The organism is Aestuariispira ectoiniformans (assembly GCF_025136295.1).
Classification (GTDB): Bacteria; Pseudomonadota; Alphaproteobacteria; order UBA8366; family Aestuariispiraceae; genus Aestuariispira_A; species Aestuariispira_A ectoiniformans.
The window spans coordinates 1789956-1810956 of record NZ_CP062788.1 but is presented as its reverse complement, the minus strand read 5'-3'; the positions used below and the strand labels follow the sequence as shown (position 1 = coordinate 1810956).

General features: G+C 56.8%; 20 protein-coding genes. 13 read left to right on the top strand and 7 right to left on the bottom strand.

Features of this window, described 5'->3' with window-relative positions; translation table 11 throughout:
• Positions 1 to 15: 15 nt before the first annotated feature.
• On the bottom strand, positions 16 to 348 hold the full coding sequence (locus IF205_RS08700) for a DUF1476 domain-containing protein (RefSeq protein WP_259782900.1): 333 nt from the start codon (positions 346 to 348) through the stop codon (positions 16 to 18).
• A 129-nt stretch (positions 349 to 477) separates the two neighbouring features.
• Complete coding sequence (locus IF205_RS08695; protein ID WP_259782899.1) at positions 478 to 2394, bottom strand: S9 family peptidase; 1917 nt, start codon at positions 2392 to 2394, stop codon at positions 478 to 480.
• Positions 2395 to 2585: 191 nt separating this feature from the next.
• Between IF205_RS08695 and aroQ the strand changes: the two genes are divergently transcribed.
• The 4 genes from aroQ (at position 2586) to aat (ending at position 5705) form a co-directional block, all read left to right on the top strand.
• Positions 2586 to 3026 (top strand): type II 3-dehydroquinate dehydratase, encoded by a 441-nt coding sequence (aroQ, locus tag IF205_RS08690; protein ID WP_259782898.1) that lies wholly within the window; start codon positions 2586 to 2588, stop codon positions 3024 to 3026.
• Positions 3027 to 3073: 47 nt separating this feature from the next.
• A complete protein-coding gene (gene accB, locus IF205_RS08685) occupies positions 3074 to 3544 on the top strand; it encodes an acetyl-CoA carboxylase biotin carboxyl carrier protein (protein WP_259782897.1) in 471 nt (156 codons plus the stop codon).
• Positions 3545 to 3571: 27 nt separating this feature from the next.
• A complete protein-coding gene (gene accC / locus IF205_RS08680; RefSeq protein WP_259782896.1) occupies positions 3572 to 4915 on the top strand; it encodes an acetyl-CoA carboxylase biotin carboxylase subunit in 1344 nt (447 codons plus the stop codon).
• A 124-nt stretch (positions 4916 to 5039) separates the two neighbouring features.
• The gene (gene aat / locus IF205_RS08675; RefSeq protein WP_259782895.1) at positions 5040 to 5705 is read left to right on the top strand and encodes a leucyl/phenylalanyl-tRNA--protein transferase; all 666 of its coding nucleotides are present in this window, start codon (positions 5040 to 5042) and stop codon (positions 5703 to 5705) included.
• Between the two features lie 10 nt (positions 5706 to 5715).
• Here aat and IF205_RS08670 read toward each other — a convergent pair whose 3' ends face one another.
• On the bottom strand, positions 5716 to 6609 hold the full coding sequence (locus IF205_RS08670) for an AraC family transcriptional regulator (protein WP_259782894.1): 894 nt from the start codon (positions 6607 to 6609) through the stop codon (positions 5716 to 5718).
• 362 nt (positions 6610 to 6971) lie between these two features.
• Here IF205_RS08670 and IF205_RS08665 point away from each other — a divergent pair, with 362 nt between their 5' ends.
• Together IF205_RS08665 and IF205_RS08660 are read left to right on the top strand one after the other, a co-directional pair.
• Positions 6972 to 7433 (top strand): (2Fe-2S)-binding protein, encoded by a 462-nt coding sequence (locus tag IF205_RS08665; protein ID WP_259782893.1) that lies wholly within the window; start codon positions 6972 to 6974, stop codon positions 7431 to 7433.
• Between the two features lie 4 nt (positions 7434 to 7437).
• The gene (locus IF205_RS08660; RefSeq protein WP_259782892.1) at positions 7438 to 9636 is read left to right on the top strand and encodes a xanthine dehydrogenase family protein molybdopterin-binding subunit; all 2199 of its coding nucleotides are present in this window, start codon (positions 7438 to 7440) and stop codon (positions 9634 to 9636) included.
• Between the two features lie 74 nt (positions 9637 to 9710).
• Here the strand turns inward: IF205_RS08660 and IF205_RS08655 are convergent, their stop codons facing one another.
• Together IF205_RS08655 and IF205_RS08650 are read right to left on the bottom strand one after the other, a co-directional pair.
• Positions 9711 to 11000, bottom strand: a complete 1290-nt coding sequence (locus IF205_RS08655; protein WP_259782891.1) for an NAD(P)/FAD-dependent oxidoreductase — start codon at positions 10998 to 11000, stop codon at positions 9711 to 9713.
• Between the two features lie 58 nt (positions 11001 to 11058).
• Positions 11059 to 12399, bottom strand: a complete 1341-nt coding sequence (locus tag IF205_RS08650; protein ID WP_259782890.1) for an NAD(P)/FAD-dependent oxidoreductase — start codon at positions 12397 to 12399, stop codon at positions 11059 to 11061.
• Positions 12400 to 12635: 236 nt separating this feature from the next.
• Here IF205_RS08650 and IF205_RS08645 point away from each other — a divergent pair, with 236 nt between their 5' ends.
• The 7 genes from IF205_RS08645 (at position 12636) to IF205_RS08615 (ending at position 19771) form a co-directional block, all read left to right on the top strand.
• A complete protein-coding gene (locus IF205_RS08645) occupies positions 12636 to 13346 on the top strand; it encodes a TetR family transcriptional regulator C-terminal domain-containing protein (protein WP_259782889.1) in 711 nt (236 codons plus the stop codon).
• Positions 13347 to 13469: 123 nt separating this feature from the next.
• Positions 13470 to 14576: a polyamine ABC transporter substrate-binding protein gene (locus IF205_RS08640; RefSeq protein WP_311195745.1), complete on the top strand. Its 1107-nt coding sequence runs from the start codon at positions 13470 to 13472 to the stop codon at positions 14574 to 14576.
• Positions 14577 to 14659: 83 nt separating this feature from the next.
• Positions 14660 to 15820: an ABC transporter ATP-binding protein gene (locus tag IF205_RS08635; protein WP_259782888.1), complete on the top strand. Its 1161-nt coding sequence runs from the start codon at positions 14660 to 14662 to the stop codon at positions 15818 to 15820.
• Between the two features lie 229 nt (positions 15821 to 16049).
• A complete protein-coding gene (locus IF205_RS08630; protein WP_259783256.1) occupies positions 16050 to 16943 on the top strand; it encodes an ABC transporter permease subunit in 894 nt (297 codons plus the stop codon).
• A gap of 11 nt (positions 16944 to 16954) precedes the next feature.
• Positions 16955 to 17779, top strand: coding sequence for an ABC transporter permease subunit (locus IF205_RS08625; RefSeq protein WP_259782887.1), 825 nt, complete (start codon positions 16955 to 16957; stop codon positions 17777 to 17779).
• A 130-nt stretch (positions 17780 to 17909) separates the two neighbouring features.
• The gene (locus IF205_RS08620) at positions 17910 to 18500 is read left to right on the top strand and encodes a helix-turn-helix domain-containing protein (RefSeq protein WP_259782886.1); all 591 of its coding nucleotides are present in this window, start codon (positions 17910 to 17912) and stop codon (positions 18498 to 18500) included.
• Positions 18501 to 18577: 77 nt separating this feature from the next.
• Complete coding sequence (locus IF205_RS08615; protein ID WP_259782885.1) at positions 18578 to 19771, top strand: MFS transporter; 1194 nt, start codon at positions 18578 to 18580, stop codon at positions 19769 to 19771.
• Position 19772: 1 nt separating this feature from the next.
• On the opposite strand, the gene IF205_RS08610 is transcribed toward IF205_RS08615, so the two are convergent.
• On the bottom strand, positions 19773 to 20201 hold the full coding sequence (locus tag IF205_RS08610; protein WP_259782884.1) for a DUF2155 domain-containing protein: 429 nt from the start codon (positions 20199 to 20201) through the stop codon (positions 19773 to 19775).
• A gap of 9 nt (positions 20202 to 20210) precedes the next feature.
• The gene (locus IF205_RS08605) at positions 20211 to 20999 is read right to left on the bottom strand and encodes a class I SAM-dependent methyltransferase (RefSeq protein ID WP_259782883.1); all 789 of its coding nucleotides are present in this window, start codon (positions 20997 to 20999) and stop codon (positions 20211 to 20213) included.
• Positions 21000 to 21001: the final 2 nt, after the last annotated feature.

Genomic DNA, 21001 nt, shown 5'->3' with positions numbered 1-21001 from the left:
AACTGTCCAGTTCGATTACTCGGTCGGGACTTCTTTCATGACCTGGGCCATGGCAACGTCCATAAGCTCGTCCATCTTCTTGCGCACGATATGCTCTGTTGCATCGACCTTGCGATCCGTCAGGTCTTTGAGGACCTTGCGCATAACATCATCATGGCCCGGTTCTTCGTAATCCGTTTCGATCACGGCCCGTGCATAGGCATCGGCGTCCGCACCGCTTAGCCCTATTTGTTCTGCCGCCCAAAGTCCCAATAACTTATTACGACGGGTTTCTGCCTTGAAGCGCATTTCCTCGTCATGGCCAAATTTGGCTTCAAAAGCCTTTTCCCGCTCGCTGAACTGGTTCATTTTTTACTCCTTACTTTCCCGATAAAAGCCGCATGCTTCTAACAGTTTAGTCTATTATAGATATGTGAAGATTTTAAGCGCAGACAATGACCTAGCTCATTTCTCAGGCATTGCCCGCGATCTCGATCCTCACAGGTTTTCGATCTCGACCGCCTCCAGGCTGTCGGCGGGTTCGAAACCAAATATCTGGGCATAGAAGGAAAGCTCCGCCTCCATGGCCCTTTTGATTGTATCCGCACGCCGGAAACCGTGCCCCTCCCCTTCGAAAAGAAGATAGGCAACCGGCATGGATTTTTTGCGCAAAGCGTCAACCATCGCCTCTGCCTGGTTGGGCGGCACAACCTTGTCCTCATCACCCTGCAGGAACAGAATCGGACAGTTCAGATGCTCGGTATGCTGTATCGGGGACCGCTCGCGGTAGATTTTTGCATCCTCCGGCCAACGCCCGACCAGCTTGTCCAGATAGCGGCTTTCAAACTTGTGGGTGTCGTTGGTCAGGGCCGTCAGGTCGCCAACGCCATAGGAACTGCAGCCCGCCTTGAAAACATCCCGGAATGCCAGGGCTGCCAGGGTTGTATATCCACCGGCACTGCCCCCGACAATGATCAGACGGTCCGGGTCGGCCAGCCCCTTTTCCACGGCATATCGCGCGGCATTGGCGCAGTCGTCAACGTCGGAGATACCCCATTGTCCCGCAAGTCGCTCCCGATAGTCCCGGCCAAAGCCTGTACTGCCACTATAATTGACATCCATCACGGCAAAACCACGACTGGTCCAATACTGGAATTTCAGCGACAGGGACTTGGTGGACTGTCCGGTCGGTCCGCCATGACTTTTTACAATCAGTGGCGGCAACTCCCCCTCCGGTGCGGCGTAGGCGGCATTGGCCGGCGGATAGTAATAACCAAAGGCTGTGCGGCCATCGGTGGTGGGAAATTCGATGGACTGGGCAACGGAAATGCTTTCCTGCGGCACATCCAGTTCGACCGAACGTCGCAGGACCTTCGCCTCAAGCGCATCTATATCCAGTTCCACAATTTCGTCCGCGCTGTCAACGCGCCCGCCATGGAACCACGACTTGCCGCCCGCACAAATCAGGCTGTCGTAGGTACACCAAGGGAGGTCGAGAGGCCTGAGGTCTCCTGTCGCCGGATCAACAATCCCCAATGACCAATCGCCCTGTTCGGCATAGGTACAGACGATGCGCCCATCGGCAAGAAATCCATAGGTCCGCATCCCGAATATCCAATGCGGTAAACCGAACTCCGCGTTGAATTCATAGTGATGCGTCACATCGCCATGACGATAGATATTCCAGAAACCGGACCGATCGGACACATAGTGCAACACACCGTCCGGTGCATATTCCGGCTGGAAGACGGATTCCTCTTCCCCACCGGCTATCGGCCTGTTCTCAATCAGGGCACCGCTATCGGAGACGGTGGCCTCGCGCAATTGCGTGCCATCCCAGGGCATATTGGGGTGAAACCACTCGATCCACGCCAGGCGTTTGCCATCCGGTGAAAGTTTCGGCGCAGCGTAAAAATCCGCACCGCTCACCAAAGTATCAATCGCGCCGTCAAATCCGATTGCGACAATACTGTTGACCGCCTCGCCTCCGCCGGAGACATCCTCCGCCACACAAATCAGCCTGTTGCGAGCCTTGTCGACAATAAAGTCGGCAAAGGCCGTTCCTGACTTTTTTGCGACCTTCTCCGGAGCATTGCCCGGAGCAAGCCTGAATACGGTCTGGTCTTTGGCATCGATAAACCACACGACATCATCGCAAACGGTGAATGCACCGCCGCCATATTCGTGAACCCGGCTTCGAACATTGAAGGGGGGCGGAACAAGTTCCTTCTTTTCGCCATCGGGACGTTCCATGACCAAAGCATTTCGCCCCGCTTCCGACGGGCGCATCTCGGTCCAGTAAACATTCTCACCGTCGGCCACAATCTGTCCCAGTCCGACAGATCCACGGGTCAACAAGTCCGTCGTAATGGGCGATTTCCAGGTCCCAAAGGCGGCAACGGTTTTGTCCGGCATTTTTCCCCCAATGATTACAGTTTCTTAGCAAGTGTCGCCCGAATGCGGGGCAATCTCAAGGAAGAAACATGATGCCTTGCCGCCCAAAAATCAAAGGCAGTGGTGTTTCCTGCTGGCGAATCCCGTGGTATATGCTGCTTTCGATAAGTTCCCGTAAAGGGGCGGAAAGCAACAAAAGGGTTTACTCTACAATGTCTTCCCCTCGGATTCTGGTGCTCAACGGCCCGAACCTGAACATGCTGGGCAAGCGCGAGCCGGAGGTCTATGGCCATGAAACACTGGCCGATCTCGACGCACGCTGTCAGGCAAAGGCTTCGGAGTTGGGATTGGAGGCGGACTGCCGCCAATCCAATCATGAAGGCGACCTGGTAACCTGGATTCAGGATGCCCGCGAGAACCACGAGGGAATCATTCTGAACGCCGGGGCCTATACCCATACTTCTGTTGCCTTGCATGATGCCTTGCTAGCCGCGCAAGTTCCGGTTATTGAGGTGCATCTGTCGAATATCTTCGCCCGCGAGGAGTATCGCCATCATTCCTTTATCTCGCCCATTGCTGTTGGTGTGATCTGCGGCCTTGGATTTCAGGGGTATGACTTGGCGCTGGAAGCGATGGCTGCCCGGCTGGCGTAAACCGAGCATTTGAAAACACACGGATTAAAAAGAAACGAAGGTCCGGAATGGCAAAATTCACCTTTGACGCAGAGACGGTTGGCAAGGTTGCCGACCTGATGGAAGAAAAAGGCCTGGTCGAGGTCGAAATCGAACATGGCGACTATTCGATCCGGTTGTCGCGCGGCGTTGCCGCCAGCCAGCTTGCGGTTCCCGCTGCTCCGGCTCCGGTTGCGGCGGCACCCGCTGCTGCGGCTCCGGCGGCTGCTCCGGAAGCACCGGCTGCTGGCGACATGGAAAACCATCCGGGTGCCGTAAAGTCCCCGATGGTCGGTACGGCGTATCTTTCGCCGCAGCCGGGCGCCGCTGCCTTCGCCAATGTCGGCGACAAGGTTCAGGAAGGCCAGACGCTGCTGATCATCGAAGCCATGAAAGTCATGAACCAGATCCCGGCACCGAAATCCGGCACAGTCAAAGCCATTCTGGTTGAAGATGGCGAACCTGTCGAATTCGGCCAGGCTCTCGTTGTAATTGAGTAATCCCAGACACGACACGGAGTGGGGACTATGTTCGAAAAGGTCCTGATCGCCAACCGTGGTGAAACCGCGTTGCGCATCCATCGTGCCTGTAAAGAAATGGGCATTCAAACGGTCGCTATCCATTCGACCGCCGACGAAGACGCCATGCATGTGCGTCTGGCGGATGAGGCGGTATGCATCGGCCCGCCGGCACCGAAGGATTCCTACCTGAACAAGGCCGCGATCCTGACCGCCGCCAACATCACCGGCGCGGATGCGATCCATCCCGGCATCGGCTTCCTGTCCGAAAATGCCGACTTTGCCGAAATGGTGGAGGAACACGGTCACGTTTTCATCGGCCCGACGGCGGAACATATCCGCCTGATGGGCGACAAGATCGCCGCCAAGGTTGCCGCCAAGGATTTTGGCCTACCTTGCGTTCCCGGCAGTGACGGCGGCGTCAATACGGATGAAGAAGCCCTCGAAATTGCCAAGGAAACCGGCTTTCCGCTGATCATCAAGGCTGCCTCCGGCGGCGGTGGCCGCGGCATGAAGGTCGCCTACAGCATGGAAGAGGTGCCGGAAGCACTCGCCATCTGCCGCGCCGAAGCCAAGGCTGCCTTCGGTGACGACGCGGTTTACATCGAGCGTTATCTGGGCAATCCGCGCCATATCGAAATCCAGATCATTGCCGATGGCCAGGGCGGTTGCGTCCATCTGGGTGAGCGTGACTGTTCCGTACAGCGCCGCCACCAGAAGGTCATCGAGGAAGCTCCCTCTCCGGCGCTTGATCCGGAACTGCGGGCCAAAATCGGCAAGACGGTCACCGACGCCATCACCAAAATGGGCTACCGCGGGGCCGGCACGATCGAGTTCCTGTATGAAAACGGTGAGTTCTTCTTCATCGAGATGAACACCCGCCTGCAGGTGGAGCACCCGATCTCCGAGATGATCTACGGGATCGACCTGGTTCGCGAACAGATTCGCGTTGCCGCCGGTGCGCCTTTGTCCGTCACGCAGGAAGACATCAAGCTCAACGGCCATGCCATTGAATGCCGTATCACGGCGGAGAACCCGGTCACCTTCATGCCGACCCCCGGCAAGATCGGTGACTATCACGCCCCGGGTGGCCTGGGCGTGCGGGTGGATTCGCATCTCTACAGCGGTTACAAGGTTCCGCCCTATTACGACAGCCTGGTTTCCAAGCTGATCGTCCATGGCGCAACCCGTAACGAATGCCTGATGCGTCTGCGCCGGGCGTTGGGTGAATATGTGATCGGTGGCATCGACACGACCATCCCGCTGCATCAGAAACTGATTGGCGAGCAGGACTTCATCAATGGTGACTACACCATCCATTGGTTGGAAAAGCTGATGGGCCTGAAGAAGTAACGTCAGTCCCTGTCTTTTGGAAGAAGGCCGCAGCAAGGCGCTGTGGCCTTTTTTCTTGCCTGGAGGCAAAAGGGCGGCCTGATTATTTATAATTCAATAACTTTTTTTTCGTTATACTGATGTTATGGAACCGCTTGATCTGACACCGGACATGCTCCTCAAGGCCTACGCAGTAGGCGTTTTCCCTATGGCGGAAGATCGGGACGATCCGGACCTGTTCTGGATTGATCCACGCATGCGGGGCATTATCCCCCTCGACCAGTTTCACGTACCCAGACGCCTGAAAAAGACAATCCGCAGCGGCCGATACAAGGTCACGTTCAACAAGGCCTTTGAGGCCGTCATGGAAGGATGTGCGGAATCGACCGAACGGCGTCCACGCACCTGGATCAACGACAAGATACTCACCCTCTACACCAGTCTATTCCACATGGGGCACGGCCATTCCGTGGAGGTTTGGGAGGATGACATACTTATCGGTGGGCTCTATGGCGTTTCCCTTGGTGCGGCCTTTTTCGGGGAAAGCATGTTCAGCCGCCAGCGCGACGCCAGCAAGATCGCGCTGACCTATCTCATCTGCCGCCTGACCTGTGCACGTTTCCGGCTTCTGGACAGTCAGTTCATCACCAAACACCTGGAACAGTTCGGCGCTGTGGAAATCCCGCGCAGCCGCTATCGCGCCATGCTTGCCGATGCGCTGCAATTCTCCGCATCCTTCATGGACAATTACCGCGACGATGAAATCCTCGATTATCTGAAGGCGCTTCCCACACGCCCGCATATCGACTGACCCGCCGACGTTACAGAGCCACGGCCTGAGCTTGCGTTTCCGCCAGGTCCTGACGGGCCGTCTTGTCGAAGAAACGGGCATAGTCGCGGCTGAACTGGGACGCCGTGGAATAACCGACCCGATAGGCGGCGTCGCTGACCAGCAACCCTTCATTTAAAATCAAGTTCCGCGCCTGATGCAGTCGGATGGATTTCTGGTATTGGACCGGCGACATGGATGTCAGTGCCTTGAAGGCCGCAAAAAATCCGGATTGGCTCATCTGTGCCATCGCGGCCATCTGCGGTACGTCGAGCGGGCATTTGGGGTCTTCATGGATCACCTTCAGAACCCGGGCAATTCTTATGCTGGCATTGTGACGCCTGGCCATGGCCTTCAGCCCGCCACCTTTCGGGTCCGTCAGGGTCAGATAAACGATCTCCCGGCATATTTGCGGCCCCAGGATTCGTGCCTCCTGCTCGGATTTCATGGCCTCGAACAGGCGCACGAACGCATCCAACTGACGTTCCTGAACCGCCGATGTGTAAATCCCGCGTTCCTGAGGTTGCGGCGGCAGGTCCTCCTCATCGAGTTCCAGAATCAATTCACCCAGTTCCGCCAGGTCTAGCAAGAGGATCGTGGCAACAAGGGGATGCTCCTCGGACGCCTTCAAAACTTCGGCCTGCACAGGCATCGGGACGGAAGTCACAAAATAGTTTTCCGGGGTATAGGTGTAGCTTTCCCCATTCAGATGACAACACTTCTCGCCCTGAGCCACAAAGACCAGTGCCGGTTCATACAGGCATTGATGGCAGGCGGCTTTCTTACTGGTACGATAAACACCGACGCGCGACAGCGGCGTTTTAAACACACCGTCTTCATCCGCAACGTCCAGCAACTGGTCGCGAAACTTTTCGAAGCTCGTCACTTGGATCACCTCGGCAGCAAACTAATCTCTGTGAACAGTATAACCATCTCCTGCATACCCTTCACGGGAAAGAGGGTGAATTTGGAGAATCGGTCAAAACATATGGAGCTTTGAACATTCAACTCACGTGTCCGTGCCCCCATTATAACAATATGCAGATCGAAGGGCAGATGAATGCTCAGGACAATCAGACAAAATACAGGTTTGGACAACCCGCGTGATGGCAACCATGCCGGACCGGACGCCCTGCAGCGTGCCCGGAATAATAATGCGGGCATGACCTGCCCAAACTCCTGAGGCCCGACGGCCTTCAGCCATCTGCAAATCGGTTTAGGACGGAAGACAACCAGCGAGAGTGGACCATGGCAATATCAACGACGATCAACGGGAAGACGGTTTCCCTGACATCTGATCCCGACACCCCTTTGCTCTGGGCGATCCGGGACGATCTGAAACTCACCGGCACGAAATTCGGCTGCGGCATGGCCGAATGCGGAGCCTGCACAATCTTTGTCGATGGCGTCCCACAACGTTCCTGCGTGACCCCGATCGAGTCTATCGAAGGCGCAGAAATCACCACCATCGAGGCCATCGACAGCAAGGAAGCAAAGGCCATTCAGCAGGCCTGGCAGGAACTGGAGGTTGCCCAATGCGGCTATTGCCAGTCCGGTCAGATCATGAGTGCGACCGGCCTTTTAATGGAAAATCCCAAGCCGACCAATGAGGACATTGATGACGCCATGAGCGGCAATGTCTGCCGTTGCGCCACCTATGTGCGTATCCGCCAGGCGATCCATCGCGCATCTGAAATCATGGAGGGCTAAGATAATGAAACAGTTTTTCGGAAGAATGATGAATAGCGCCCCTGCGCCCCAGCCCACGCGTCGCACTTTCCTGAAGATGACCGCAGGTGCGACCGCAGGCGGTTTTCTGCTTGGCCTGAACCTGCCCGCAACAGCGCGTGCCGACGGGATGGCGGACGGCACCGCAAAGGACATGTTCACACCCTTCATCAAGGTAATGCCAGACGGTCAGGTTATCGTCCTCGACAAGCATCTGGATATGGGCCAGGGCAATGCGACCGGCCTTGCCACCCTTGTTGCCGAGGAAATGGACGCGTCAATTGAACAGGTCTCTGCCGAATTCGCCCCTGCGGCACCGGCCTATTTCAATCTGTTCTTCGGTGTCCAGGGAACAGGCGGGTCCACCGCCATCGCAAATTCCTTCATGCAATACCGTGAGGCAGGCGCTTCGGCACGCGCCATGTTTGTTGCCGCCGCCGCAGAGGCCTGGAAAGTTCCTGCCAGCGAAATCACCATCAAAAATGGTGTAATCAGCCACGCCTCGGGCAAGTCCGGCGGCTTCGGTGAGTTCGTGGAAGCAGCGGCCAAACAGCCGGTTCCGGAGAAACCTGCGGTCAAGGACCCGAAAGACTGGGTCTATATCGGCAAGGCCTTCCCGCGTGTGGACAACAAGCTGAAAAGCACCGGCGCCGTCGACACCTATACAATGGATTTCCAGCCCGACGGCCTCGTGGTTGCGGTGATTGCGCGTCCGCCGAAATGGGGCGCAGTGGTTAAGTCCTTTGACGCCAGTGAGGCCAAAAAGGTCAACGGTGTCATCGACGTTATCCAGATTCCGCGAGGGATTGCCGTCCTGGCACAATCCACCTGGCCTGCGATCAAGGGGCGTGACGCGCTCAACATAACATGGGACGACAGTGCCGCTGAAAAACGCAGCAGTGACCAGCTTTTCACAGAATATCGCAACCTGGCGGACAAACCGGGCATGCCCGCAGACGTCCGGGGTGATACCGATACCGCCATGGCCAGCGCCGCAAAAACCCTGGAAATGACCTATGAGTTCCCCTATCTGGCCCATGCGGCCATGGAACCGATGGATGTCGCCATCCAGTTCAATGGCACCCATGCGACCATCTGGGCAGGGTCACAATTCCAGACAATCGACCAGCAGGTCGCCGCAACCGTGTTAGGCATCCCGCCGGAGAATGTGACCGTCAACACGCTTTGGGCCGGCGGTTCTTTCGGACGTCGCGCCACGGCCGATTCACATGTGGCCGCAGAAGCGGCAAGCATCGCCAAGGCCTGGGGCAAACAGTTGCCGATCAAGGTTGTCTGGACACGCGAAGACGACATGACCGGTGGCTATTACCGGCCAATGTATGTCCATAAGGTCAAACTTGGCCTGGACGGGTCCGGGAACCAGGTCGCCTGGCAGCACCGCATTGTCGGCCAGTCGATCCTGTCGGGAACGCCTTTCGAATCAGTCATGGTCAAAGACGGTGTCGATGAAACCTCTGTCGAGGGGACGGCACATACCGACTATGACCTGAAGAACCTGCGCGTTGAACTGCACAGCCCGAAGGTCGGCGTGCCGCCGCTTTGGTGGCGATCCGTCGGCAACACCCACACGGCCTATGTGATGGAAACCGTGCTGGATGTGATCGCCAAGGAATCCGGTCGTGATCCACTGGACCTGCGTCGCGAATTGCTGAAAGGCAGTCCGCGTCTGTTGAATGTCCTGAATGTGGTCGCGGAAAAGGCCGACTGGGGCAAAAAACCCGCAGAAGGCCGCTACCGTGGCATCGCCGTTCACAAATCCTTCAACAGCTATGTGGCCGAGGTTGCGGAAATCGCACTCGAAGACGGTGAGGTGAAGGTGAAGAAGGTCTGGTGTGCGGTCGATTGCGGGATCGCCGTTAACCCGGATGTGATTGCAGCACAGATGCAGGGTGGCATCGGCTACGGCCTGGGGGCGGTCCTGCGCAACGAAATCACGCTGACCGACGGTGTCGTCGACCAGACCAACTTCGACACCTACACCCCGCTGCGCATGGAAGACATGCCGGAAGTTGAGGTGCATGTGGTCGCCTCTGCGGAGGCCCCCACCGGGGTGGGCGAGCCGGGCACGCCGCCGATCGGCCCGGCGGTTGCCAACGCGGTCTTTGCCGCCACCGGGACCATGCCGACCATTCTGCCTTTCAGCCGGACCGGCCTGTCCAGTTAAGGTCATCGGCTTGAATACAAAACCGCCGCATCGGGCTCTCCTGATGCGGCGGCTTTTTTTGTTTATGACGCAGACTATTTCCCGAGCTTGTCCAGCATGCTGTAATAAAGCATTCCGGCCACCAGCCCCGGATAGCGCAGCAAAGTGCCGCCGGGGAAACTTGGCGTCGGTATCCGGGCAAAGACATCAAACCGTTCCGCCGTGCCCGATACGGCCTCTGCAATCACCTTGCCCGCCATTGTGGTCAGCAACACGCCCTGGCCGGAAAAGCCCTGCGCATAGAAGATGTTATTCTCCAAACGCCCGAAGGCAGGCATCCGATTCAAGGTGATCGCCAGCGTACCGCCCCAGCCATAGTCGATCTTCGCATCCTTCAACTGCGGGAAGACATCCAGCATATATTTGCGAACGAAGCTTTTGATATCCGACGGGAATTTGCTGGAATAGTTTTCCCCGCCTCCGAACAGCAAGCGGTGATCCGCCGAACAACGATAATAGTCGACCACGAATTTTGTGGCATCGATAGCAACGTCATCCCGGATCAGGGCACGCGCCCCTTCCTCGCCCAAGGGTTCAGTTGCAATCATGAAATTGTTGATCGGCATGATCTTTGGCGCCATCCGTGGCTCAAGCCTGCCCAGATAACCATTGCAGGCAACCACGACATAATTGGCCCGGATCACACCTTTCTCAGTCCTGATGACATTCCCCTGCGTATTGGACTGCAGGGATTGCGCCGGAGAACCTTCAAAGATCTTCACGCCAGCCTGATCGCAGGCCTTCGCCAACCCCAGGGCATAGTTCAACGGGTGAAGATGGGCTGCATCCGTATCCAGGCAGGCACCGTGATACATATCGGTCGCCAGCATCTGCCGCAATTCGTCCTTCTCCACCATCCGCATGGCGTCATAGCCGTATTTCCCGTTCATATGCGCAACATCCTCACGGATTTCCGGCATATGAGATTTCTTGTAGGCACAGGTCAGAATGCCCGGCTTGTAGTCACACTGGATATCATGCTTGTCGATCAGGCCGCGCATGGTTGCCTTGGCCTCTTCCGCATAGTCCCAGAGACGGCGGGCGTCCTCCTCGCCAAGCATCTCCTCCAGTTCGCCCTGGCCTTTGCGCTGGCCCGTGCAAACCAGGCCACCATTACGCCCGGACGCCCCCCAACCGACCCTCTGTCCTTCCAGCAAGGCAACGGAATAGCCGCGTTCCGCCAGATGAAGGGCTGACGACAGGCCGGTGAAACCACCACCGATCACACAGACATCGACCGTCAACTCCCCCGCCAATTGCGGGAAGTCCGAATCATAATTGGCGGTTGCGGCGTAGTAGGAACTGGTATGCATTGGCTTGGACATTACTTACCTCGAAAAGACATCAACAGTGCACAGGCGGAGAGCGGATAAGTCGGCCGCGCTAATCATCCTGCCAGCGGTAATAGGCCGCCGATGCCCGCAGATACCAAAGTCTGAGCCCGGCAAAGGGAAAGCGTGGCGCATGGCCACGCAGAACAGCCGGGATTGTGGCCTCAACCCCATCCTTGCCTGCGACCATTTCCGCCAGCTTCATGCCTACCCAGGGGGCCGTATTTACACCATTGGCGTGAAAGGCATAGCCGTAGAAAAGGCTGGGGTCATCGGCGTCCTGGCCCAGGGACGGTGAGAACTTGCGCGTCATGCAGACGAAGCCACGCCAGAAGTAATCGACCTCGGCATTCCGCCAGGCCGGGAAAACCTCCCCGACCCGCCGGGTTAGCCAGGTCTTCATTTTTTCCGCATCCTCAGGCGCACCCGTCCAGTCGCCCCTGGCGCCAATCATGAAACGGCGATCCTTCAGCATACGGAAATAGAATAGAAGGTTGCGGGTATTCACCACCGGCATTTCCGTCTGCCATTTCTGGGCGGCAAGCTCGTCATCGCTCAGCGGGCGTGTCACGAGAATATTGGAAATCACCGGTAACATCCGCTTGTCAAAGGCCCGGTGCATGCCTTCACGCGTAAATCCATTGGTGGCGACAATCACCTTGTTCGCCGCCAGGCTGCCCTGCTCCGTTCGCAAGACATGGCGGCCATCGGTTTTCTCCCAATGCGTGACCAGCGAGTTCGGGTAAAGCGTTGCACCATGACGTTGGGCAGCCGCGGCAAGTCCCAACGAGAATTTCAGCGGATGCAGGGCAAAACCTGACTCAATCTTCAGGGCCCCGAACTGCTCCTGCGAATCAAACCCGATTTCGGCAAATTCCTCGCGCCGGTAAAGATGGGAGTTTATCCCGAAAAGGCTTTTGAGCTGTTCACCGTATTCCCGCAGGTCCTCAAAGGCAGAGGGCCGGTGCGCCACTTCCAGGTTGCCATCCCCCTGCAGATCATAGTCGATGCCTTCATCACCTGCGAGCGACCGGACCAGGTCCACACCGTCAAGCTGGGACGCCCAGAATTTCCTGGTTTCCTCCAGGCCGTATTTGCCAATCATCTGCTTTATCGAAAGCTTGGTCGCAGGCAGGCAGCAAAATCCGCCATTGCGCCCCGATGCCCCCCAGCCCATGGGACCGCCATCCAAAACGCGGACGTCCAGATTGAAATCCCGTGCCAGATGCAGGGCTGCCGACAGGCCCGTGAACCCGCCACCTATAATAGCAACATCACAAGCATCATTCCCGGATAGAGGGTTTCCGAGCAGTACATCCCTGTTCGCCGTTGCCTCCCAGTAGCTGGGCACCGGGGCAGGATTATACATGCCCGCATGGTAAAGGACTTTCATTGCTCAACCGGCCTCCCCGCCGAATAACCGTTTCTTTTTTCAGGCAGTTTTTAAAATATTGTCAGGCCGGATGTGGCCCCGATTGCGATGTAAAATGTCATGCGTTTCAACGGAGGTCCACAAAATTTTGAACCAGCGTTCAACGAAATAGTTGCGCATATTACGCAGAAAATATAGCATCACAAAAAAATGTGATCATAATTATGGTCCGATTTACAGGGAGCAAGTAGCTCAAAATGGCAGCGATCAGCGCCGTTGAAAACAAGACCACCCCCCTCAGCCGGGACACGCTGAAAGCACAGCGCAGGCGAGAGCTTATCGAATCCACCATGGAATCGATTGCCAAATGTGGATTCTCGGAAACCACCCTCGCCAAGGTGGCGAAGGGGGCCGGACTATCACGGGGATTGGTCAATTTCCATTTCCAATCCAAAGACGCGCTGCTGATCGAGACGCTGCAATATATTTCCCGCGAATATCGCAATCACTGGCAACGGGCGCTGGAGGCCAGTCCCGACGATGCCGTGGCGCAACTGGTGGCAATTTTCCGGGCGGATTTCGATCCCTATATCTGCAATCCGCGTAATATCGCCGTATGGTTCGCCTTTTGGGGGGAGGCCAAGTCCCGCCCGGTCTATTCGGAACTTTGCGGCGGGCGGGATGACGAACGAAATTTACAGACGCTGCGCTTGTGTGAGACGATAATCGAGGCAGGCGAATACGACCTGCCTACGAAACAGATCGCGCGTGGCCTGGAATCCACCGCAGAGGGTTTATGGCAATCCCTGCTTATGCCGCATCGTGTCTTCGACCGCACATTCGCGCTTGATACGATGCACCGTTATTTGTCGCTTACTTTTCCGCGGCATATTGCACCGGACGGCTCCGTAGTGACCCCGGTGCAATCACCTGAAACCGACAAGGTTCAGGACAACAAGAAACGATAAAAAATTCTGGAATCATGGGAGGTTACAAAGGGAAAAACTGGTGGACGTGACTTATAGAGACCTATAATGCGCATCCGCATAAGTATTCCATTTGGTCCTTTATTTACCAACGGGGAGACGACGATGAGTCTGAAGAATAAAATTTTGAAGTTCACTGCAGTCAGTGTGGCTGCGGCCGCGTTTTCCGGCCATATGGCAATGGCCGAAGACAACGTGGTGAATGTCTACAACTGGTCTGATTATATCGACACGGAAATCCTGTCGGATTTCGAAAAGGAAACCGGGATCAAGGTCGTCTATGACGTTTTTGACTCCAACGAAGTTCTGGAAACCAAACTGCTGGCCGGTGGCAGCGGCTACGACGTCGTCGTTCCCAGCGGCACCTTCCTTGCCCGCCAGATCAAGGCAGGCGTGTTCCGTAAACTGGACAAGGACAAGCTGAGCAACTGGGGTAACCTGTGGGATGTGGTCCTGGACCGCACCAGCCGTTACGATCCGGGCAACCAGTACGCCATCAACTATATGTGGGGCACAACGGCAATCGGCTATAACGTCGACAAGATCAAGGAACGCATGCCGGACGCACCGACCAACAGCTGGTCCATGGTGTTTGATCCGAAAGTGATCTCCAAATTCGCAGACTGCGGCATTCACATGCTGGACGCCCCGGTCGAGATGATCCCGGCGGCCCTGAACTATCTGGGCGAAGATCCGGACAGCCACGACCCCAAAGTCATCAAGAAGGCGGAAAAGGTTCTGGAAGCCATTCGCCCCTATATTCAGAAATTCCACTCTTCCGAATACATCAACGCCCTGGCAAACGGCGATATCTGCATGGCCATCGGCTGGTCCGGTGATGTGCTGCAGGCCCGTGACCGTGCAGCAGAAGCCGACAACGGCGTCAATGTCACCTATACCGTGCCCGACGAAGGCGCACAGATGTGGTTCGACATGATGGCAATTCCGGCAGATGCACCGCACCCGGACAATGCCCTGACATTCCTGAACTACATCATGGATGCCAAGGTCATGGCCAAGGCTTCCAACTATGTGTACTACGCGAACGGCAACAAGGCGTCCCAACAGTATCTGAACGAGGATGTCATCGGCGACCCGGCGATCTATCCGTCCGAAAAGGCGATGAACAAACTGTTCCTGACGACGCCGTATCCCCCGAAGGTTCAGCGCATCGTGACCCGCATCTGGACCAAAGTGAAAAGCGGTCAGTAACAGCTATGTGTTTACCCCTGTCGGCCTGATAACCGGCAGGGGAAACCTTTTCGTTACATCTCAGGAACCGGACCTTCTTCATCATGAGTAATGCAGCAGCCAACGCAAAGCGCCCCTGTGCGACGACCGACCAACCTTGGAACGACCCGGCGCAAAAGCCTTATGTGCGTCTCGACAACGTCACCAAGAAATTCGGTGACTTCACAGCGGTAGACAACGTTTCCCTGGATATCTTCAAGGGTGAGTTCTTCTCGCTACTCGGCCCAAGCGGCTGTGGCAAAACCACATTGCTACGCATGTTGGCCGGTTTTGAAACACCAACCTCAGGCAAAATTCTGCTGGATGGCGAAGACATGTCCAAAGTGCCGCCCTATCAGCGGCCGGTGAATATGATGTTTCAGTCCTATGCTCTGTTCCCGCATATGAATGTGGAAAAGAACATTGCTTTCGGCCTGAAACAGGACCGCGTCCCGGGGCCGGAAATCAAGCGCCGCGTTGAAGAGGTTATCAACCTGGTTCAATTGAACCAGTTCGCCAGGCGCAAACCTCATCAGTTATCAGGCGGCCAGCGCCAGCGCGTGGCCCTGGCCCGCAGCCTGGTCAAGAAACCGAAGATGCTGTTGCTGGACGAACCGCTGGGCGCGCTGGACAAGAAGTTGCGTGAAAAAACGCAGTTCGAACTGATGAACATCCAGGAAGAAACGGGCATCACCTTCGTGATCGTGACTCATGACCAGGAAGAGGCCATGACCGTTTCCAGCCGGATTGCGGTGATGGACCATGGCCGGATCGTCCAGGTCGCCACACCAACCGAGATTTACGAAGTTCCGAACTCACGCTATGTGGCCAGCTTTATCGGGGATGTGAATATTTTCGAAAGCCGCGTGAAGGAAGTCGGCTCCGACCATGTGGACCTCGTCGCCAACGACGCGGGCTGCACCATTCATGCAAACCACAGTATCGATACCTCCAAGGGCGCGACCGTGTGGTTTGCCGTGCGTCCCGAAAAACTTGAAATCAGCCTCGACGCTCCGGCAGATCCCGGCACCAACTGCATGCAGGGTGAGGTCTGGGACATCGGATATCTGGGCAACCTGTCCATCTATCACGTGAAACTGGACAACGGCACCATGGTGACGACCACGCGCACCAACCGCTATCGCGAAGTAGCGCGCGACATCACCTGGGAAGACAGGGTCTATGTGACCTGGCGTCCGGATGCCGGCGTTGTATTGGTGAACTGATATGAGTGTGGAACCTGTTGGATTCGTCAACGGTTCGGCGGTCGCATCCGGGCGCGCGGCAGGCGTGCATGCCCGGCTGATGATGATCCCGCCCTATCGTTGGCTCATGAGCCTGCGCCCGCTGCCTTTCGGGGCGGCCCTCGCATGCGCCGCCGCCATCCTGCTTGCCTGGCTAGTTGCACCGTCGTTATGGCCCGCCTGGGTGTTTCTCGCCGTATTCGTCGGCCTTATGTCGATTACCGGACGCGGCGCGGTCATTCTGCTGCCTTACGGCTGGCTGCTGCTGTTCTTCCTTGCACCATTTCTCCTGGTCCTGAAGATCAGCTTCGCCGATATCGATATCGCGATCCCGCCTTACACCTCGCTGATCAATTTCTCTATCGACTTTGACTACGAGGAGGCTTACGCGACCCTTCAGTTGAATATTTTCAACTATATCCGACTGTTTACCGATGACCTTTACTGGCATGCCTATGTAAACAGCCTCAAGATTGCCGTTATCTCCACCGGTCTCACCCTGCTCATCGGTTACCCGCTGGCCTATGGCATGATCCGCGCGCCGCGGCATTATCGTACGACATTGCTGATGATGGTGATCCTGCCCTTCTGGACGAGTTTCCTGATCCGTGTTTATGCCTGGATCGGCATTCTCAAAAAGGAAGGGCTGCTGAACCTTGTACTGTCCCATTTCGGGATCATCGATCACCCACTAACGATCCTCAACACCGACACCGCCGTCTATATCGGCATTGTCTATTCCTATCTGCCATTCATGGTGCTCCCGCTTTATGCGACCCTGGAAAAGATGGATGAAAGCCTGTTGGAAGCAGCAGCCGACCTTGGGTGCCCGCCGCTGAAGGCCTTCTGGATCGTTACGTTGCCCCTGTCCCTGCCGGGCATTATCGCGGGATCTTTCCTGGTCTTCATTCCGGCCGTGGGCGAGTTCGTGATCCCGGACCTTCTGGGCGGGTCGGAAACGCTTATGATAGGCAAGACATTGTGGCAGGAGTTCTTCAATAACCGTGACTGGCCCGTTTCCTCGGCTGTGGCGGTTGTTCTGCTGCTCCTGCTCATCGTGCCAATTGTGCTGTTCCAGCGGCTCCAGGAAAAGAACGCGGGATAAGGGAGGAGAATATGAAAAAAGGTCTTTCCTCTTTCAACATAGTGTCGTTGGTATTCGGTTTCGCATTCCTGTACCTGCCGATCTTGTTATTGATCCTGTTCAGCTTCAACGCCTCCAAACTGGTGACTGTCTGGGGTGGTTTCTCGACCAAATGGTATGGCGAGATGATCCGTAACGAAGCTCTGATGCAGGCGGCCTGGATGACATTGAAAGTCGCGGTCAGCTCATCCACCTGCGCGACGGTCCTGGGCACGATCGCAGGGCTGATCATGGTGCGCTTCGGCTCCTTCCGCGGCCGCACCCTGTTTTCCGGGATGATTTATGCGCCGCTCGTCATGCCGGATGTCATCATCGGCCTGTCGCTGCTGCTGATGTTCGTGGCAATTTCCATTGACCGTGGGTTCATGACCATCACCATCGCCCATATCACTTTCTCCATGTGTTATGTGGCTGTGGTCGTCCAGTCCCGCCTGGTTACCTTCGATCAATCCATCGAAGAGGCAGCCATGGACCTGGGCGCACCGCCGTTCAGGACCTTCTTCCAGGTGACCCTGCCGATCATCATGCCTGCAGTTGTTTCCGGCTGGCTGTTGTCCTTCACCCTGTCCCTGGACGATCTGGTCATTGCCAGTTTCACCAGCGGCCCGGGCGCAACAACCCTGCCGATGAAAATCTACAGTTCCGTCCGACTGGGGGTCACGCCGGAGATCAACGCGGTTTCAACCATCCTGGTCGGCCTGGTTGCTGTCGGTGTCGTCACAGCCTCCCACATCACCAGGCGCCAGGAACTGCAGCGTCAAAAAGACGAACAGATGGCCGCAGACGAAGCCCTGTAACGATCATCATTTTCCACGACTGACTGACAGCCCGGCCTTTCCAGCCGGGCTGTTTTTATGGGGGACTCGATTTTTCCCGAAACTGCTGATAGCTTGCGCCATGGAACGACAGAGAACCTTTCAAAAAAGCATGGCAACGGTATTTGACGGTCGACAGCTTAAGCGCTGGCGGCGGGCGCAGGACATCAAACAGGATTATCTGGCTGAAACGCTCGGCGTAACACAGGCCAGCGTGTCCCGCTGGGAACGCGGGCAGCAGATACCCGCGCCGCATCTGTTACGCATCATCCAATCGATGATGGCGGGAAATCAACGCCGGACACGCCTGGACGCCGCCCTCAAACGCCTTGTGATGCGATCGCGGGATTGCGTTCACCTGATCGAAGACCAGTCCCATAACCTGTTGATCTCCTCCGCCGCCCGGGAAGCGGAATGGCAACGCCCGCAATCGGACCTTCTTGGCGTCACTCTTTGGCAATTCGCCACCGAAGAAATCGCAAGGGCGGAAGAATCCCTGGACAACCTCGGCTGGTGGGACGGACAAATAGATTGCCTTGCCTTTCCCGTACAGGGTCGCGAGGGTCCACCTCTACGCGTCGCCCCACAGCACGTCCTTTGGGAACGCCTGAGATTGGAGGACGGCAGTCATGTACGGCTGACCACCAGCATTGACGAACGCACATTCGCCAATCTGCCACCGTCCATCCGCTATACTTTCTGACGCATATTTTATACGTTGGGCTTCGGGCCGGGGTTGCGTATGGTGCCTCCCCAATGGACCGAATGGATCATATCAGAATGCCCCGGCGTATCAGTTTCGAAATCACCCTGCTTTATTGCACTGGCATGTTTGCCGCCATGCAGCTGGGCCTGTTCGGACCAATGGTCCCGGCCCTGCAGATGGCATTCGATTCCGACAAGGCGTCAATCGCCCTGGCGTCTTCGCTGATTACCGGGGCCGGGGCATGTTGCGGGATCTTTGCCGGCGCCTGGATCGCACAGGTAGGATACAAACGCGCGCTGATCATCGGATCAGCACTGATGATTGCAGGGATGGTTGGTGTATCCTTTTCGCCGAACCTGATGTTCCTCTATGCCTGCCGTTTCTTTTCCGGCTTCGGTTATCTGATTGTGGTCACCGCCTGCCCAGGCCTGATGTGCGCCCTGGTCAGCGGCAGACTACTCAATCTGGTCATGGGATTTTGGGGCACTTTCGTCCCGGTTGGCGTGGCAATCGGCGCATGGCTCTCCGGTGCGCTGGTGGAACGTTACGGCTGGGAAATGGTCACCCTCCTGTCCATTCTCCCCTGCGCCCTTGCACTTGTCGGGCTGTTCTTCCTGGAAAGCCCGACCCAACCCAGTCGGACGATGCGACTGGGTCAGGCCATAATGCCAACCCTGCGCAATCCTTCTGCCCGCTATGTATCCATCGCCTTCTCTCTCTTTGCCGGAGCAACCCAGGCAATCGCCCTCTTCCTGCCAAGCACGCTGATCGAAACCGGTGACTGGTCTCTTGCCAATGCCGCAACCCTGGTCGGGATCGGCTCTCTGGTCGGTGGCTGTATCGGCAGCGTACTTGCCGGCGGGCTGATGGCACGCGGATGGTCCGGTGTTACACTGTTCGCCGCTGCCCTGGTTCTCCTGGCCATTGTGTCCACGACCCTGCTGACGGGCCCCGGCCTCGCCGTTGCCATTCTTGCAACAGGTCTGTTCTTTTTCGGTCAGGGAATATGCGGCGGTGCAGGCTTTGCCCTGCTACCGGCAGTCGCGGCGCAGGGACTTACCATGGCGGTGCTTCAGGGTATGTTCACCCATATCAACGAAATCGCGGTGGTCGCAATCCCACCGGTCTTCGGCTTTACCGTCGATATGCATGGCTGGAGTGGCGCAGCCATTCTGGCACTGGTCGTATTCGCGCTGTCACTGGCGGCGATCCTTCGATTTGGCGTATTGACCGCACAGGACCGCACAGCCGTTACCCTATCGAAATAAGCTACTGCGATTGTTGTTGTTCGCCTGCGGCGGGATCATCCGTGGTGTTTTCTGCCTTGTCCTGACGGTTCACGCATTCAAGCACCCAGACGTCGTAGACCGGGTGTTGCAAGGCAGACAAGGCCGGACTGGAGGCAAACATCCAGCCACTGAAAAGCTGTTTGGGATCAGCTCCTTCCCGCTTTTCCACAATCTCAAGGAAAGCCGCCGATTCAGGGGGCTCCTCAGGCGGTGTGCGGTCACAGTGGCGTAAGGTGATGTCCAGGCTGCCGAATTTGACCGTCTGGTTCAACGGAACATCAAAGGTTTGGGTTCGGGCGGTCACCTTGTCCAACCCCTGCAGGACAGCCGTGTTTTTTGCATCCGCCAGGGCAGAGCCAGACGAGAACAGCCCTGCGGCGACTACACATGACACGACAATCTTTTTCATTCCGGTCTCCTAAGCCTGGAGGCGCGCGGCAAAACGCAAACGCACATAGTCAGCCATCCAGACGCCATCCTCACCACAGATCACAGGACGCAACGCCTCCCGGACCGCCGTCAGAAAATCGTCCCGCTCTTCATCCGGCACCGCCGCAAGATAACTTTCACCAAATGTCTGCAACCAGCCGGTTACATCACCCGGCAGCGGGGTCGGGCGGTCAAACAGCTCCATGTCATCAACCGCAAACCCCTCGGCCTCCAGTCTGCCACGATATTCGTCAGGTGCTGGAAAATACCAGGGGCTCAGACCGGCCCCATCAATACCGCGACGGTCGAGCTCTCGTTCCAGCGCCTCGCGAATCGCCGCGACATTCCCAAACCCGCCAAATTCAGCAACGAACCGCCCTTGGGGCTTGAGTGCCCGCCGGACACCACGGATTACCGAGTCGGGATTGAGCATCCAATGCAAGGCCGCATTGGAAAAAACCGCATCGAATTCCTGGTCGAAGGTCAGCGCCTCACCACTCATGACCTGCGCATTCAACCCAAGGGCCTGCGCGCCCTGAACCTGTTCCGGACTGGCGTCGACGCCAACCACTTCACAAATTTTTGCCAGTTTTTCCGTCAGCACACCGTCGCCGCACCCCAAGTCGAGAATCCGCTCCCCCGGGACCGGCCTCAGCAGGTCAAGCAGGGGAAGCCCAAGCTCTGCAACAAATGCGGCATTTTTTTGGTAGCTTTCAGGACTCCATTGCTGCGATCGCGGCGAGGAGGAGGCGTTCTGCTTGTCGTTCTTTTCAGACATCG